This window comes from Amycolatopsis sp. NBC_00348, assembly GCF_036114655.1.
Taxonomy (GTDB): Bacteria; Actinomycetota; Actinomycetes; order Mycobacteriales; family Pseudonocardiaceae; genus Amycolatopsis.
The window spans coordinates 2,759,864-2,775,293 of record NZ_CP107994.1; the positions used below are offsets into that span (position 1 = coordinate 2,759,864).

The 15,430-nt window shown below is 72.5% G+C and carries 15 protein-coding genes; 11 read left to right on the top strand and 4 right to left on the bottom strand.

The window, feature by feature from the left end:
• Positions 1–43: 43 nt before the first annotated feature.
• Positions 44–1,525, bottom strand: coding sequence for a bifunctional phosphatase PAP2/diacylglycerol kinase family protein (locus tag OHS58_RS12485; protein WP_326949700.1), 1,482 nt, complete (start codon positions 1,523–1,525; stop codon positions 44–46).
• Positions 1,526–1,668: 143 nt separating this feature from the next.
• Between OHS58_RS12485 and pafA the strand changes: the two genes are divergently transcribed.
• Positions 1,669–3,027, top strand: coding sequence for a Pup--protein ligase (gene pafA / locus OHS58_RS12490; RefSeq protein WP_247051886.1), 1,359 nt, complete (start codon positions 1,669–1,671; stop codon positions 3,025–3,027).
• A 114-nt stretch (positions 3,028–3,141) separates the two neighbouring features.
• Positions 3,142–4,167 carry a WD40/YVTN/BNR-like repeat-containing protein gene (locus OHS58_RS12495; RefSeq protein WP_328649798.1) on the top strand — a complete coding sequence of 342 codons (1,026 nt, stop codon included), beginning with the start codon at positions 3,142–3,144 and terminating at the stop codon, positions 4,165–4,167.
• Here the strand turns inward: OHS58_RS12495 and OHS58_RS12500 are convergent.
• Positions 4,164–4,859: an SDR family oxidoreductase gene (locus tag OHS58_RS12500; RefSeq protein ID WP_328648318.1), complete on the bottom strand. Its 696-nt coding sequence runs from the start codon at positions 4,857–4,859 to the stop codon at positions 4,164–4,166. The genes OHS58_RS12495 and OHS58_RS12500 overlap by 4 nt on opposite strands.
• A 20-nt stretch (positions 4,860–4,879) precedes the next feature.
• Positions 4,880–5,806: an NADP-dependent oxidoreductase gene (locus tag OHS58_RS12505; protein ID WP_328648319.1), complete on the bottom strand. Its 927-nt coding sequence runs from the start codon at positions 5,804–5,806 to the stop codon at positions 4,880–4,882.
• A gap of 106 nt (positions 5,807–5,912) precedes the next feature.
• On the opposite strand from OHS58_RS12505, the gene OHS58_RS12510 reads away from it, so the two are divergent.
• The 7 genes from OHS58_RS12510 (at position 5,913) to OHS58_RS12540 (ending at position 10,852) form a co-directional block, all read left to right on the top strand.
• Complete coding sequence (locus OHS58_RS12510; protein WP_326949697.1) at positions 5,913–6,344, top strand: winged helix-turn-helix transcriptional regulator; 432 nt, start codon at positions 5,913–5,915, stop codon at positions 6,342–6,344.
• Between the two features lie 10 nt (positions 6,345–6,354).
• Entirely contained in the window at positions 6,355–7,347 is a 993-nt protein-coding gene (locus OHS58_RS12515; protein ID WP_247051882.1) for a helix-turn-helix transcriptional regulator, read from the top strand.
• Positions 7,344–8,324: a helix-turn-helix transcriptional regulator gene (locus tag OHS58_RS12520; protein ID WP_247051881.1), complete on the top strand. Its 981-nt coding sequence runs from the start codon at positions 7,344–7,346 to the stop codon at positions 8,322–8,324. Before OHS58_RS12515 ends, OHS58_RS12520 begins: the two co-directional genes overlap by 4 nt.
• 9 nt (positions 8,325–8,333) lie before the next feature.
• Complete coding sequence (locus tag OHS58_RS12525; RefSeq protein WP_247051880.1) at positions 8,334–8,546, top strand: bacteriophage holin; 213 nt, start codon at positions 8,334–8,336, stop codon at positions 8,544–8,546.
• Positions 8,547–8,577: 31 nt separating this feature from the next.
• Positions 8,578–8,910, top strand: a complete 333-nt coding sequence (gene tatA, locus OHS58_RS12530; protein ID WP_326949696.1) for a Sec-independent protein translocase subunit TatA — start codon at positions 8,578–8,580, stop codon at positions 8,908–8,910.
• Positions 8,911–8,996: 86 nt separating this feature from the next.
• Positions 8,997–9,971: a twin-arginine translocase subunit TatC gene (tatC, locus tag OHS58_RS12535; protein WP_326949695.1), complete on the top strand. Its 975-nt coding sequence runs from the start codon at positions 8,997–8,999 to the stop codon at positions 9,969–9,971.
• Entirely contained in the window at positions 9,971–10,852 is an 882-nt protein-coding gene (locus OHS58_RS12540; protein ID WP_328648320.1) for a diacylglycerol/lipid kinase family protein, read from the top strand. The genes tatC and OHS58_RS12540 overlap by 1 nt, the downstream gene beginning before the upstream one ends.
• Positions 10,853–10,861: 9 nt before the next feature.
• On the opposite strand, the gene OHS58_RS12545 is transcribed toward OHS58_RS12540, so the two are convergent.
• On the bottom strand, positions 10,862–11,428 hold the full coding sequence (locus tag OHS58_RS12545) for a hypothetical protein (protein WP_328648321.1): 567 nt from the start codon (positions 11,426–11,428) through the stop codon (positions 10,862–10,864).
• A gap of 226 nt (positions 11,429–11,654) precedes the next feature.
• Between OHS58_RS12545 and OHS58_RS12550 the strand changes: the two genes are divergently transcribed.
• Together OHS58_RS12550 and OHS58_RS12555 are read left to right on the top strand one after the other, a co-directional pair.
• Positions 11,655–14,432, top strand: coding sequence for a DEAD/DEAH box helicase (locus tag OHS58_RS12550; RefSeq protein WP_328648322.1), 2,778 nt, complete (start codon positions 11,655–11,657; stop codon positions 14,430–14,432).
• Positions 14,433–14,590: 158 nt separating this feature from the next.
• Entirely contained in the window at positions 14,591–15,379 is a 789-nt protein-coding gene (locus OHS58_RS12555) for a DUF4333 domain-containing protein (protein WP_328648323.1), read from the top strand.
• Positions 15,380–15,430 lie beyond the last annotated feature (51 nt).

The following is a 15,430-nucleotide window of genomic DNA, read 5'->3' on the forward strand; positions in this document are numbered from 1 at the left end:
GCCAGGGGACGCTGTGGGTTCGTTGAGAGAAAGTAAACGCAGATTAAAGACGGTAGATGGTGAGTGCGCTGGGGCGGGACTTGAAGCGGAACCGGTTGCCGAGCGGGCCGACCTCGCCGTCGGTGGCGACGCGGCGGTGGCCGTCGAGCAGCTCGACGTCCAGCTCGGCGACGTCGAGCTCCTGGTAGACGTGGCTGGCCGCGAGGCTGCGGGTGACCATGGCCAGCAGGAACCGGGCGCGGGAGTACGGCAGGTCGGCGCGCAGGTAGCGGACGTCGAGCAGGCCGGTGTCGAGGGCGGGCCGCCTGCTGGGGGCGAACCCCTTCGGCGCGTACGTGCCGTTGCCCACGAACAGCAGCCAGACCTGGGTGAGCTTGCCGTTGAGCCGGACGGTCAGCGGCTTGGCGTTGCGCAGCGTGCGGGTCAGCGCGATCGCGGCCGAGGGCCACTTCGGGTGCTTTTCCTGCAGCTTCTCGCGCAGCCGGACCATCTCCGGGTAGCCGCCGAGGCTCGCGGTGTTGACGAACCAGCGGTGCGCCGGGCCGTCGGGCCCTTCGACCCCGACCTCGCCGAGGTCGATGCCGACGGCGTTGCCGACCTCGGTGGCCGCGTCGGCGTCGGGCATCGAGCGGACGCCGATGTCGCGGGCGAAGTGGTTCAGCGTGCCGGCCGGGATCAGGGCGAGCGGCAGGTCCCGCTCGGCGGCGACCGAGGCGACCGCCGCGACGGTCCCGTCACCACCCGCGACGCCGAGGGCGCGGATGGTGCCGCGGGCGTCGATCTCGGCCTCGAGCTGGCCCCGCAGGTCCTGCTCGAAGTCGGGGTAGAGGATCTCGGCCTTCGGCCAGGCGAAGCGGACGTCGGCGGTCGGGTCCTGCCCGTTCACCCCGGAATGCGGGTTGACCAGCACGAGCATGTCGTCGCCGTCGACCATCTCCGGGGCGTGGGCGTCGTGGGCGGAGCGGCCCGGGATGTCGTCGTGCAGCGGCCACCAGTGCCGGGTCGCCAGGCCCACGCCGGTGCCGATGGCGAGGCCGACGCCGACGTCGGAGGGCCAGTGCACGCCCGTGTGGACGCGTGAGTAGGCGACCGCGAGCGCGAGCGGCGCGACGACGAGCCCGGCGCGCGGGGACTCCATGGCCACCGCCGTCGCGAAGGCCGCCGCGGAGGCGGAGTGGCCGGAGGGGAACGACGACGACGTCGGGCGTTTCCGCAGGCGGCGGTGCATCGGCATCTCTTCTTCGGCCGGGCGCCGGCGGGGGAAGAGCGGTTTGCCGATCAGGTTCGCGGCGGCGCTCGCACCGGCGATGGCGACCACGCCGCGCAGGGCGCCGCGACGGGTCGCGCCCGCGCGGACCGCCAGCCCCCCGGCGACCACCCACCAGAGGCGGGACTTGTTCGCCGACCGGGACAGGGCCATCAGCGCGTCGTCGGCTTTCGTGGCCGGCAAGCGGGCGCTGCGGCGCATCAGGGCGCGGTCGGTCCGGCCGACCCGCCGGAACGCCCGGATGAGCTGGTGTGACAAGAGGTCCGCCTTCCGCGCGACGTCAAGGGATGTGCTCCAATCGTGCCTGATTCGGGGGCTTTTCACCGTCTGTGGCCTACTGGGGGCGTGTCGACGCCCGAACGGCCCACCGTCGAGGGGGGTGCAGCGCTTACTCTGGTGGAATGCAGCGGCGGATCTTTGGCATCGAGACCGAGTTCGGGGTCACGTGCACATTCCACGGCCAGCGCAGGCTCTCGCCCGACGAGGTGGCACGCTACCTCTTCCGGCGGGTCGTCTCGTGGGGCCGTTCTTCGAACGTTTTCCTGTCGAACGGCTCCCGGCTCTACCTCGACGTCGGCTCGCACCCCGAGTACGCGACGGCGGAGTGCGACGACCTGGTCCAGCTCGTCACGCACGACAAGGCCGGTGAGCGGATCCTCGAGGACCTGCTGGTCGACGCCGAGCGGCGGCTGGCGGACGAGGGCATCGGCGGCGACATCTTCCTGTTCAAGAACAACACCGACTCGGCGGGCAACTCGTACGGCTGTCACGAGAACTACCTGGTGACCCGCGCGGGTGAGTTCTCCCGGATCGCGGACGTCCTGCTTCCGTTCCTGGTGACCCGGCAGCTCATCTGCGGCGCCGGCAAGGTGCTGCAGACCCCGCGCGGCGCGGTCTACTGCCTCTCCCAGCGTGCGGAACACATCTGGGAAGGCGTCTCGAGCGCGACGACCCGGTCGCGCCCGATCATCAACACCCGCGACGAGCCGCACGCCGACGCCGAGCGCTACCGGCGCCTGCACGTCATCGTGGGCGACTCGAACATGGCCGAGCCGACGACGATGCTCAAGGTCGGGTCGGCGAACCTGGTGCTCGAGATGATCGAGGCCGGTGTCCAGTTCCGCGACTTCACGCTGGACAACCCGATCCGGGCGATCCGCGAGATCAGCCACGACCTCACCGGCCGGCGCCAGGTGCGCCTCGCCGGCGGCCGCGAGGCCTCGGCGCTGGACATCCAGCGCGAGTACTACGCCCGCGCGGTCCAGCACCTCCAGGACAACGGCTCCAGCCCGGCGAACGACCGGGTCATCGAGCTGTGGGGCCGGGCGCTGGACGCGGTCGAGCAGCAGGACTTCGGCAAGATCGACACCGAGATCGACTGGGCGATCAAGCACCGGCTGGTCGAGCGCTACCGGCACAAGCACGACATGGACCTGTCCAGCCCGCGCATCGCCCAGCTCGACCTGGCCTACCACGACATCCGCCGTGGCCGGGGCATCTTCGACCTGCTCCAGCGCAAGGGCCTGGTCCGCCGGGTCACCGACGACGGCGAGATCGAGGCCGCCAAGGACACCCCGCCGCAGACCACCCGGGCCAAGCTGCGCGGCGACTTCATCGCCGCCGCCCAGGCCGCCGGGCGCGACTTCACCGTCGACTGGGTGCACCTGAAGCTCAACGACCAGGCTCAGCGCACCGTGCTGTGCAAGGACCCGTTCCGCTCGGTCGACGAGCGCGTCGAACGCCTGATCAGCTCGCTCTAGCCCGAAGCCGTGAAGGCCTCCTTACCGGCTCTTATGGCCGGCAAGGAGGCCTTCACGGCTTTTGACCCTACGAAAGTCGGCGGGCGGGTGCGGCAGGATCTGCCCATGCGTGTGCTGCGTGCGGTGCTTCTCGTCCTCGGTCTCCTGGTCGCACTGGCTGTGCCCGCGTCGGCCACAGGGCACCTGCCGAAGTGGGAGCTGAGCGCCACCGGCGTCACCGCCCAGTTCCGCGGCCTGTCCGCGGTCAGCTCCCGGGTGGCCTGGGTCAGCGGGACCCAAGGCACGGTCCTGCGCACCGTCGACGGCGGCCGGAGCTGGCGGTCCGTCGGCCCGCCCGGCACCGGCACCCTCGAGTTCCGCGACATCGAGGCCTTCGACGCCGACCACGCCGTGATCCTGTCGATCGGCCCCGGCACCGACTCCCGCGTCTACCGGACCGACGACGCCGGCGCGCACTGGCGCCAGACGTTCCAGAACACCGACGCCGCCGCGTTCTACGACTGCCTCGCCTTCTTCGACCCGTGGCGCGGGCTCGCGATGAGCGACCCGGTGGACGGGAAGTTCCGGATGCAGGCCACCGTCGACGGCGGCCGCAGCTGGCGGCAGGTCCCCGACAGCGGCTTCCCGCCCGCGCTGCCCGGGGAGGCCGGGTTCGCCGCCAGCGGCCAGTGCGTCACCACCGCGGGCCCGTTCGACGCCTGGCTGGCCACCGGCGGCGGCGCCACGGCCCGCGTCCTGCACTCCGGTGATGGCGGCCGCCACTGGACGGCGTCGGACACGCCGTTGCCGAGCAGCCCGTCGGCCGGCGTGTTCGCCCTCGCCTTCCGCACCCCGTGGCAGGGCGTCGCCATCGGCGGCGACTTCGCCGCACCGACCGCGCCCGGCCCCGCCGTCGCGCTGTCGAACGACCGCGGCCGCACCTGGCGCACCCCGGCGCAGTACCCCGCCGGGTACCGCTCCGGGCTGGCCTGGCGCGGCGGCACGGTCCTGGCCGTCGGCCCCGGCGGCAGCGACCTCAGCCCCGACGGCGGGCGGCACTGGACGTCGTTCGACACCGGCAGCTTCGACAGCGTGGACTGCACCGCGTTCGGCAGCTGCTGGGCGAGCGGCAGCAAGGGCCGCGTCGCGCGGCTGGGCTAGCGCACCTGCCCGGTCGGGCGGACCATGATCTCGTTGACGTCCACGTGCGGTGGCTGCTGCAGCGCGTAGAGCACGGCCCGGGCGATGTCGGCCGGCTCCAGCTTCGGCTTCTTGCGCTGCTCGTCGCTGAGGATGCCGGTGTCGGTGATGCCCGGCTGGACCAGCGTGACGCGCACGCCGGTGCCGACGGCCTCCTCGCGGATCGCCCCCGCCATGCCCGTCACCGCCCACTTCGTCACCGAGTACAGGCTCGCGTTGCGGATGTAGCGGCCGGCGACCGAGCCGGTGATCAGCAGGTGCCCGGTCGATTCCGCAAGGGCGGGCAGGGCCGCGCGGGCGGTGTAGGCCGCGCCCAGCACGTTGACGCGGACCATCTCCTCCCACGCCGTCGGGTCGGGGTCGGCGGTGCCGAAGAACGACGTCCCGACGCCGATCCCGGCGTTGGCGAAGGCCGCGTCGAGCCGGCCGAACCTCCGCACGGTCTCGGTGACCGCTCCGGAGATGGCCGGCCAGTCCGCGACGTCGGCGCCCAGCGCCAGCGCCCGGTCTTCGCCCAGCTCGGCCGCGAGGGCCGCATCGGCCGCCTTGCGCGCCACGAGCGCGACCTTGAAGCCGGCCGATGCGGCCAGCCGGGCGGTCGCGGCACCCAGCCCGCGGGAGGCGCCGGTGACGAGGAGAACACGATCATCCATGTCCCCAGGCTAGGGAGGATTCACGGCGTCAGCACGAGACGGCCGCGCAGCCCGCCCGCGGTCAGCCGTTCGTGGGCGGACCGCGCGTCCGCCAGCGGCAGGACGTCCGCGACGCGCAGGGGGAGGACACCCTCGGCGGCCAGCCGGGCCAGCTCGGCCAGGCGAGTGCCGTCGGCGCGGATCCAGACACCGCGGACCCGGACGCCGCGCAGCGGGATCGGCGCGGCGCCCGCGGCGAAGGCGACGAACTCGCCGCCGCCGCGGACCGCGTCCAGCGCGTCCAGCCCGAGCAGCGCGGTGTCGAGGACGGCGTCCACCCCGCCGGGTACCAGCGCGCGCACGCGGTCGCCCAGCGCCGGCCCGCGCGGCACGAACTCGTCCGCGCCGAACGCCCTCACCTGCGCTTCGTCGGCGGCTCCGGCCACCGCGACCACCCGCAGCTTTCGGGCGTGGGCCAGGGCGACGGCGTAGCCGCCGACCGCGCCCGCCGCGCCGGTGACCAGCAGCGTCCCGGTGGTGCCGACGAGGTCCAGGGCCTGCGCCGCGGTCAGGGCGTTGAGCGGCAGCGTCGCCGCCTCGGCGGGGGAGACGCCGGCCGGCGCGGCGGCGACGGCGGCCGCGTCGAGCACGATCTGCTCGGCGTATGCGCCGAGCGGCGTCGCGAGCCGGTCGCGCAGCCCGATCACCGCGTCGCCCACCCGGAAGCCGGTGCCCGCGCCGACGGCGTCGACCTCGCCGGCGACGTCCCAGCCCAGGCCGAGCACGTCCCGCGGCGGGATGATCCCGGCCTCGGTGAGCAGCCCGGACCGGGTCGCGGCGTCGACCGGGTTGACCGCGGCCGCCGCCACCCGGATCCGCACCTGACCGGGGCCCGGCACCGGCGCCGGGACGTCGACGGGCTCCAGCACTTCGGGACCGCCGAACCGGTGGACCACCATCGCACGCATCTTTCGCTCCTTCACGGGTCGGACCTTCCCCGCGAACGTATGGGGAGCTACTCTCCATCGGGAAGTACGTACTCGCAGGTTCCTCACGTACCAGGAGGTTCGCCCGGTGCCCACGCGCACGGCGGAACAGCTGCGGCAAGCCGAGAAGGCCGCCTACGACGCCTATCTCGCCGCCTGCCCGACCCGGAAGCTGCTCGACGAGATCGCCGGCAAGTGGGTCAGCCTCGTCCTGGTGGCGCTCGGTGACGGCCCGATGCGCTACAGCGACCTTTCGCGGCGCATCGCCGGGGTGAGCCAGAAGATGCTCACGCAGACCCTGCGGGTGCTCGAACGCGACGGCCTGCTGCACCGCGAGGTGACCCCGTCGGTGCCCGTTCGCGTCGACTATTCCCTTACGCCGCTTGGCGAAAGCCTGCGCGCGCTGATGTCGGCGTTCAAGGACTGGGCCGAGGCCAACTTCGACGAGGTCAGCACCGCCCGCGCCGGTTACGACGCGCGTACACCGGACCTCACGATCGGGCCGGGCGGCGCGGGCTAGTCTCTACCGGGTGTCCACCGCACGCGCCGAACGGCTGGTCAATCTGGTGCTGGCCCTCCTGTCCACCCGGCAGTTCCTCACCGCCGAGCGGATTCGCGGCATCGTGCCCGGATACGGCGACGCGGCCAGCGACGACGCCTACTTCCGGATGTTCGAGCGGGACAAGACCGAGCTGCGCGAGCTCGGCATCCCGCTGGAAACCGGCCGCAACTCCGCCTTCGACGCCATCGAGGGCTACCGCATCGCCCGCCGCGACTACGAGCTCGGCGAGATCGACCTCGCCCCCGACGAAGCCGCCGCGGTCGCGCTGGCGTCCCGGCTGTGGGACTCGCCGGAGCTCACCGGGCAGGCCCAGGGCGCACTGGTGAAGCTGCGCGCCGCCGGCTTGGAGGTCGACGACCAGGCCCCGACCGTCGTCGAGCCCCGCGTGCGCGCCGAACCGGCGTTCGGGCCGCTGCTCGCGGCGGTCCAGAACGGCCAGGCCGTGCGCTTCGAATACCGCCGCAGCGGCTCGCCGGAACGCATCATGCGCACCCTCGAACCGTGGGGCGTGGTGTCGTGGAAGGCCCGCTGGTACGTCGTCGGGCACGACCGCGACCGCGGCGCCACCCGCTGCTTCCGGCTCTCCCGCGTCACCGGCCAGGTCCGGCCCGTCGGGAAGCCCGGCGCCGTGCAGCGGCCCGAAGGCGTCAACCTGCTGCAGCTGGTGTCGGCCACCAGCGGCGCGTCCGAACCCGCCCCGGTCACCACCGCGCGCCTGTGGGTCGCCGACGGCCGCGCCGCCGGGGTCCGCCGCCGCGGCACCGTCATCGGGCGCTCCAGCGTCGACGGCCAGGAGGGCGACCTCGTCGAGATCGGCCTCTACTTCCCGGAGTCGGCCGCCGACTGGATCACCGCCCAGGGCCCGGACGTCGTCGTGCTGGAGCCCGACGTCCTCGCCAAGACCGTCCAGGACCGGCTGGAAGCCGTCGTCGCCCGGCAGCAGCAGGGGAGTGTCCGATGAGCGGCTCCGGCGACCGGATGCCCCGGCTCCTGGCGCTCGTGCCCTACCTGCTGGCCCGGCCCGGCATCCGCGTGGACGAGGCGGCGCAGGACTTCGACGTCACGCCGAAGCAGCTGCGCAAGGACCTCGAGCTGCTCTGGATGTGCGGGCTGCCCGGCTACGGCCCCGGCGACCTGATCGACCTGTCCTTCGAGGGTGACACGATCGTCGTCACCCACGACGCCGGGATGAACCGGCCGCTGCGGCTCACCGGCGGCGAGGCGACCGCCCTGCTGGTCGCGCTGCGGGCGCTGGGGGAGACCCCGGGCGTGGTCGACGGCGACGCCGTCCGCCGCGCCATCGCCAAGATCGAGTCCGCCGCCGGGCAGGCCCAGCCGGCCGGGGTGGTCGTCGGCGGCGGCGTGCGCGAGGGCAAGAAGACCGCGCGGACCCGCGAGGAGGTCGCCCGGGCGCTGCAGGCAGGCAAGGCGATGCGGATCCGCTACTACACCGCGTCGAAGGACCAGGTCACCGAGCGCACGGTCGACCCGATGCGGGTGCTCATCGTGCAGGCCGTCGGGTACCTGGAGGCCTGGTGCCGCCGCGCCGAGGGCGTCCGGCTGTTCCGGCTGGACCGGATCGACGAGCTGACCGTGCTCGACGAGCCGTCCCGGCCGCCGGCGCACGCCCACCCGACCGACATCTCCGACGGTGTCTTCCGCGAGCGTCCCGATCAGCGGGAGGCCGTCCTGGTCCTCGACCCGGACGCACGCTGGGTAGCCGAGTACTACCCCTGCGAAGAGCTCGACGAGCTCGACGGCGGCCGCCTGCGGATCCGGATGCGCTACGCCGACCAGTCCTGGATGGTGCGCCTCGTGCTGGGCCTGAGCGGGGAAGCGCTGGTCGAGAGCCCGGCCGACCTGGCCTCCGACGTCGGCCGCCGCGCCGCCGACGCGGTGGCCCGAGCCCGTCACCTTCCGTCAACCTGCGACCACTAGGCTGACCGCGTGCCGTACCTGCCCACTATCGTGCTCGCCGCCGTCGGCCTCCTGCTGCTCGTGCTCCTGCTGGTGCGCACCGCGCGGGTCTTGCGTGGGTTCAAGCAGACCGCGAGCATGGTGGCTACGAACACCCAGGACCGGGCCGGACTCGTCCGCGCCCGGTCGGCAGCGCTGCGCGTCGCTTTCGCGCAGCGCCGCCGCAAGCCGGAAAACCAGTAACATCCCTACCAGACGCAGATAGGAGGCCACCATGCTGAACGGATTGCAGCCGTGGCATTTGATCATCCTGGTGCTCGTCGTCGTGCTGTTGTTCGGGGCCAAGAGGCTTCCCGACGCGGCCCGGTCCATCGGCAAGTCCATGAAGATCTTCAAGGCCGAGACCAAGGACCTCACCGGCGAGCACAAGGCGGCGGCGCACGAAGACGCCGAGCCGGTCGAGACCCGGCAGATCCCGGTCACGCCCGTCGTGCCCGCCGCCCCGTCGGCCACCGACCAGCAGGTCGCCGACCTGCAGCGGCAGCTCGACGAGCTGAAGAAGCAGCAGCAGCAGGCGCCCGCCGCCGAGCAGAAGAACGCCAGCTGAGCGGGTAGTCCACCACCGGTCCCTGGTCCACGGAGCGCGTCGAGCCCGGCGCGCTCCGAAGGACACCGACGAGAACGGAAACTCCAGTGGCGGAACCCGCCTCCGGGAACGGGGAGAAGCGCGGCACGAAGCGGCGCAAGCGCAGCCGCCGCGCCAACCCCGACGGCACGATGACGCTCATCGAGCACATCTACGAGTTCCGCCGCCGGCTCGGCTTCGCCCTGCTCGCCGTCGTCATCGGCGGCATCTTCGGGTTCATCTGGTTCAGCACCAAGCTGGGGCCGGTCCCGTCGCTCGGCGAGATCATGAAGGCGCCGTACTGCGCGATCCCGGCGGACCGGCGGCTCAACGGCGCCCAGGGCTGCCAGCTGCTGCAGACGGTGCCGTTCGAAGCGTTCATGATCCAGATCAAGGTCGGCGTCGCCGCCGGTGCGGTCCTGCTGGCCCCGGCCTGGCTCTACCAGATCTGGGCGTTCATCGCGCCGGGCCTGTACTCCAAGGAACGCAAGTACGCGCTGACGTTCGTGTCGTTCGCTTCGGTGCTGTTCGCCTCCGGCGCGGTGCTCGCCTACATCCTGTTCCCGCACGCGCTGCAGCTGCTGATGGGCTTCGGCCAGGGCGAGTTCATCACCGCGCTGACCGCGGACAAGTACATCTCGTTCATGCTGTCGCTGCTGGTCATCTTCGGCATCAGCTTCGAGCTGCCGCTGCTGGTGGTCATGCTCAACCGCGTCGGCGTGGTCAAGTACGTCCAGCTCAAGAAGTGGCGCCGCGGCATCGTGTTCGCGCTGTTCGTCTTCGCCGCCTTCGCCACCCCTGGCTCGGACCCGTTCTCGATGCTCGGGCTGGCCGCCGCGCTGACCGTGCTGTTCGAGATCTCGATCCAGATGTCGCGCTTCCACGACCGCAAGAAGGATCAGCTTCGGTCCGAAGAGGGCTGGGACAAGCTGGCCGACGACGAAGCCGCGCCGTTCGACTACACGCCGAGCAAGGTCGACGACGAGCCCTCCACGCCGACCGCCTCCGGTGGCCGGTCCGCCGGCACCGACGACATCACGTAGTGGGGATCCACGCCGCGCTCGCCGTGCACCCGGCCTCGGGGCACGGCGCCGCTGCCCGGATCGCGGACACGGTCGCCGCACGGCTCCGCACCGCCGTCGACCGCCTCGACGTCCTCGTGGCCAACTCCGTCGAGGAGTCCCGTGAGCTGATGCGGACGTCGCACGACGCGGGTCTCGACGTCCTGATCGTCCTCGGCGGCGACGGCGCGGCCCACCAGGGCGTCCAGTTCTGCGCGAACCACGACGTCGCGCTCGGTCTCGTCCCGGCCGGCACCGGCAACGACTTCGCCCGCGCCCTCGGCGTCCCCGGTGAGGCCATGGCCGCGGTCGACGCCCTGGTGGCGGCCCTGAAGTCCGGCGCGCGACGGCGGATCGACCTGGGCCGCGCCGGCGAGACCTGGTTCGCGACGGTGCTCTGCGCGGGGTTCGACGCGAGCGTCAACGAACGCGCCAACCGGATGCGCTGGCCGTCCGGCCCGCGCCGCTACGACGTGGCGATCCTCGCCGAGCTGGCCGCGTTCCGGTCCCGCCCGGTGGTCGTCGACACCGGCACCGAACGCCTGGAGCTCGACGCGACCCTGGTGGCCATCGGCAACACCCGCTTCTACGGCGGCGGCGTCCCGATCTGCCCGACGGCCGACCCCGAGGACGGCGTCTTCGACGTCACGGTCATCGGCCACGCGACCCGCCGCGGCCTCATCCGGATGCTCCCGGGCCTGCGCACGGGCAACCACGTCACCCACCCCGCGGTCCGCACGCTCCGGGCCCGCTCGGTGACCCTGACGGGCAACACCTGGCCCGCCTACGCCGACGGCGAGCCCCAGGGCACGGTCCCGGTGACGGTCACCTGCGTCCCCGGCGCGCTGACGGTTCTGGCTTAGTGAACTAACTCAGTAGCCCCCGGCCTCGCCGACCAGCTCCCGGAACCGCGCGGGCGCCATCAACGGCCCCTGCGCCAGGTAGACGCCGCCACAGCGGTGGCAGAACCACCCCTGCTCCCACAGCGCCTGCGCCGCCGGGATCCCGGCCCGCCGTCGCCGGTACTCCCGCACCCGCCGGACGTAGAGCCAGATCAGCGTCCCGGCGCCCCCGAACACGCACACCGACGGCAGCGCGAGCAGCGCGAACCCCAGCACCAGCCCGCCGGCGCCGCCCGGGGGAGGGTCGTCGACCGCGGAGAACGGCAGCCACAGGAAGCAGCTCCCCACCATCAGGAGCAGCACCACGCCCGCGACGAGCCCGCCGGCGCGGCGCCGGGGCGGGAACGGATCGAGCGCCCGCGCGACCCCGGTGACGGTCACTCCGGAGACCTGGCCGCTGGTGTAGATGACGCCGTCACCGGCCGGCACGGCGACCGTGGGGCCCTGGCCGCGGTAGTAGGAGTGCCCGCCGTAGTAGACCGCGGGCACGTGCTGGACCTGGTCCAGCTGCCCACAGCTCGGACAGGGTGCGGTCACGACGTCCTCCTCATCGCCGCTCCGACGGCGAAACCACCGGACCGGTTCCCTCGTGATCCCGGCAAACTTGAGTGTATAACGACCTATACGGCGCGGGTGACTGCGGGCCTCCAGCCCGCGCACGAAGAACCAAACGAGCAATGACAGGGGACCGGATGACCACGTCACGCCACGCCGTTGGTCACGCCGCGTGCAAACTGTCGGTGGTGTGTGGAACCCTGACGGAGTGGCCAGTAGCCCTTCTCCTTCCCCGGCCGAGGCCTATGCGGCCTCCGCGCGCCGGGGGAAGCACCCTCAGCTGACCCGCTTCGCGGCGGAATCCTCCTTCGAGTTCGACGACTTCCAGATCCGTGGGTGCGAGGCCCTCGAGGGCGGCCACGGCGTGCTCGTCTGCGCGCCCACCGGGGCCGGCAAGACGATCGTCGGCGAGTTCGCCGTGCACCTGGCCATGGCCGAGGGGCGCAAGTGCTTCTACACCACGCCGATCAAGGCGTTGTCGAACCAGAAGTACGGCGACCTGGTGGCCCGGTACGGGTCGGACGCGGTGGGCCTGCTGACCGGGGACACCTCGATCAACGGCAACGCGCAGGTGGTCGTGATGACCACCGAGGTGCTGCGGAACATGCTCTACGCCGGGTCCTCGACGATCACCGACCTCGGGTACGTCGTGATGGACGAGGTCCACTACCTCGCCGACCGGTTCCGGGGCGCGGTGTGGGAAGAGGTGATCCTGCACCTGCCCGAGCACGTCCGGGTGGTCGGGTTGTCGGCGACCGTGAGCAACGCCGAGGAGTTCGGCGAGTGGCTGGTCGAGGTCCGCGGGGACACCACCGTCGTGGTGGACGAGCACCGGCCGGTGCCGCTGTGGCAGCACATGCTGGTCGGCAACCGGCTGCTGGACCTGTTCGCCGGGGAAGACGTCCACGGCCCGAACGCCGAGCTGCGCATCAACCCGACCCTGCTGCGCCGCACCGAGGAGATCGGCCGCCAGTACGCGCCGGCGGGGTTCCACGGTCCGCGAGGGGCGCGGCGGGGCGGTCCGCGGATGCCGCGGTTCCGGCCGCCGTCGCGCGTCGAGGTCGTGGAGCAGCTGGATCGGGCCGGGTTGCTGCCGGCGATCGTGTTCATCTTCTCCCGGGCGGGCTGCGAGGCCGCGGTCACGCAGTGCGTCCGGGCGGGGTTGCGGCTCAACGGGCCCGACGAGGTCGAGGAGATCCGCCGGATCATCGACGAGCGCACGTCCGGGCTGCCCGAGGGCGATCTCGGGGTGCTCGGTTACTGGGAGTGGCGAGAGGCGCTCGAGCGGGGGATCGCCGGGCACCACGCCGGGTTGCTGCCGGCGTTCAAGGAGACGGTGGAGGAGCTGTTCGTCCGCGGTCTGGTGAAGGCGGTGTTCGCCACCGAGACGCTGGCGCTCGGCATCAACATGCCCGCTCGCACCGTCGTGCTCGAACGGCTGGTGAAGTACAACGGCGAGGCGCACGTCGAGCTGACGCCGGGGGAGTACACCCAGCTCACCGGCCGGGCCGGGCGCCGGGGCATCGACGTCGAAGGCCACGCCGTGGTCTCGTGGCAGCCGGGGGTCGACCCGAAGCAGGTCGCCGGGCTCGCATCGACGCGGACCTACCCGCTGCGGTCGTCGTTCCGGCCGGGTTACAACATGGCGGTGAACCTGGTCGCCCAGGTCGGTGCGGCGCAGGCGCGTGACCTGCTGGAGCAGTCGTTCGCGCAGTTCCAGGCCGACCGGTCGGTGGTCGGCCTGGCCCGCCGGATCGAGCGGAACAAGGAAGCCCTGAAGGGCTACACCAACGCCGTGACCGGCGACTTCGACGAGATGCTCGAGTACGTCGAGCTGCGCGCGAAGATGTCGGCGCGGGAGAAGGCCCTGTCGCGGCAGAACACCACCGTGCGGCGCGCGGACACGGCGGATTCGCTGGAGAAGCTGCGCAAGGGTGACGTCATCGCGGTGCCCGCGGGCCGGCGGGCCGGGCTCGCCGTGGTCGTGGATCCCGGGCTCGACCCGATCCGCGAGCCGCGGCCGGTCGTGGTGACCGAGGACCGGTGGTCGGGGCCGTTGTCGGTGGCGGACTTCCCGGCGCCGGTCGAGGCGCTGGGCCGGATCAAGCTGCCCAAGCACATCGAGCTGCGCTCGCCCAAGACCCGCCGGGACATCGCCACGACGTTGCGTGGTGCCGGGATTTCCTTGCCCGGCAGGCAGAAGCGGCGCGCGGGGGCCAATGAGGACGGTGAGCTGGCGGCGCTGCGGCGGGCGTTGCGGGCGCACCCGTGCCACGGGCTGGCCGAGCGGGAGGCGAACCTGCGCTGGGTGGAGCGGTACCAGCGGCTGACCGGGGAAACCGAGCAGCTGGAGCGGAAGGTCGCGGCGACGACGCACTCGCTGGCCCGCGCGTTCGACCGGATCCTCGCGTTGCTGGGGGAGCGCGGCTACTTGGGGCCGGAGTCCGCGGGTGACGGCGAGGACCGCGTCACCGAGCACGGCCGCCGGCTGACCCGGCTCTACAGCGAGTCGGATCTGCTGGCCGCGGAGTGCATCCGCAACGGCGTGTGGGAGAAGCTCGGCCCGGCCGAGCTCGCCGCCGTCGTCTCGACGCTGGTGTTCGAGGCCCGGCGGGACACGGCGGGGGAGCCGCGGCTGCCCGGTGGTGCGGTGCCCGAGGCGTGGGAGGAGACGGCGCGGCTGTGGGTGGAGCTGACCGAGGACGAGCGGCGGCACCGGCTCGACCGCACGCGGGAGCCCGACGCCGGGTTCGCGTGGCCGGTCTACCGGTGGGCGCGCGGCGAGTCACTGGAGAAGGTGCTCACGGCGGCTGAGGCGAACGGGCAGGAGCTGTCGGCGGGTGACTTCGTGCGCTGGTCGCGTCAGGTGATCGACCTGCTCGACCAGATCCGGGACGTGCTGGGCCGGGCGGATCCGGTGGGCGCGACGGCGGCCGAGGCGGTCAAGGCGCTGCGGCGCGGTGTGGTCGCCGCGGGTGCGGCGTGAGCTCGGTGTGAGGCTTGGTCCGCCTCGGTGCGGCAGGAGAGCGTGGTCGCGTGTGCTGGGCCCGGACCTGTGGTTGGATCGGCCACGAACCGTGCGTACGCGGCTCGGCGGCGATATCGGGCTGGGCATGAGATGAACGAAGCAGGCGGAGGCAGACGATGAGCACGCCGTATGGCGGCAACGACCCACAGCAGCCCCAGTACGGGCAGCAGCCGGGCGGCGCGTACCCGCCGAGCGGCCCGCAGGAACAGCCTCAGTGGGGCCAGCAGCAGCCGCAGCAGCCGCCGTACGACCCCAACCAGCAGCAGTGGGGTCAGCCGCAGCAACCCCAGCAGCCGCAGCAGTGGGGTCAGCAGCCCGGCGGGTACACCCCGCCGCAGCAGCCGCAGTGGGGCCAGCAGCCACCGCCGTACGGGCAGCAGCCCGGTGGCGGGTATCCGCAGAGCGGCCCGCAGGCGCAGCCGGGGTACGGCCAGCAGCCGCCCGGTGGGCAGTACCCGCAAAGCGGGCCGCAGGCGCAGCCCGGGTACGGGCAGCAGCCACCCGGGGGGCAGGGCCAGTACGACTACGGCCAGCAGCAGTTCCCCGGCGGCGCCGCGGCTCCCGAAGGGGAGAAGCCGGCGAAGTCGAAGAAGGGCCTGCTGATCGGCATCGTGGTGCTGGTCGTGGTGGTCGCGGTGGTCGGCATCCTCGGTTTCGTCGCGCCCGGGTTCTTCAAGACGCAGGTCTTCAACAACACCCAGATGCAGACGGACGTGCAGAAGCTGCTGTCCGACACGTACAAGATCGACGGCGTCACCGGCGTGACCTGCCCGGCCGAGCAGAAGGTCGAGGACGGTGCGAAGTTCGAGTGCACCGCCACGATCGGCGGCAAGCCGCAGCAGATCCCGATCACGGTGAAGGGTGACGGGGGCAACTACGAGGTGTCCCCGCCCGCCACCAAGTAGCGTTTGACGTCCGGCCGAGTCCGGTCGCCGCGAATTGCGGTGGCCGGACTC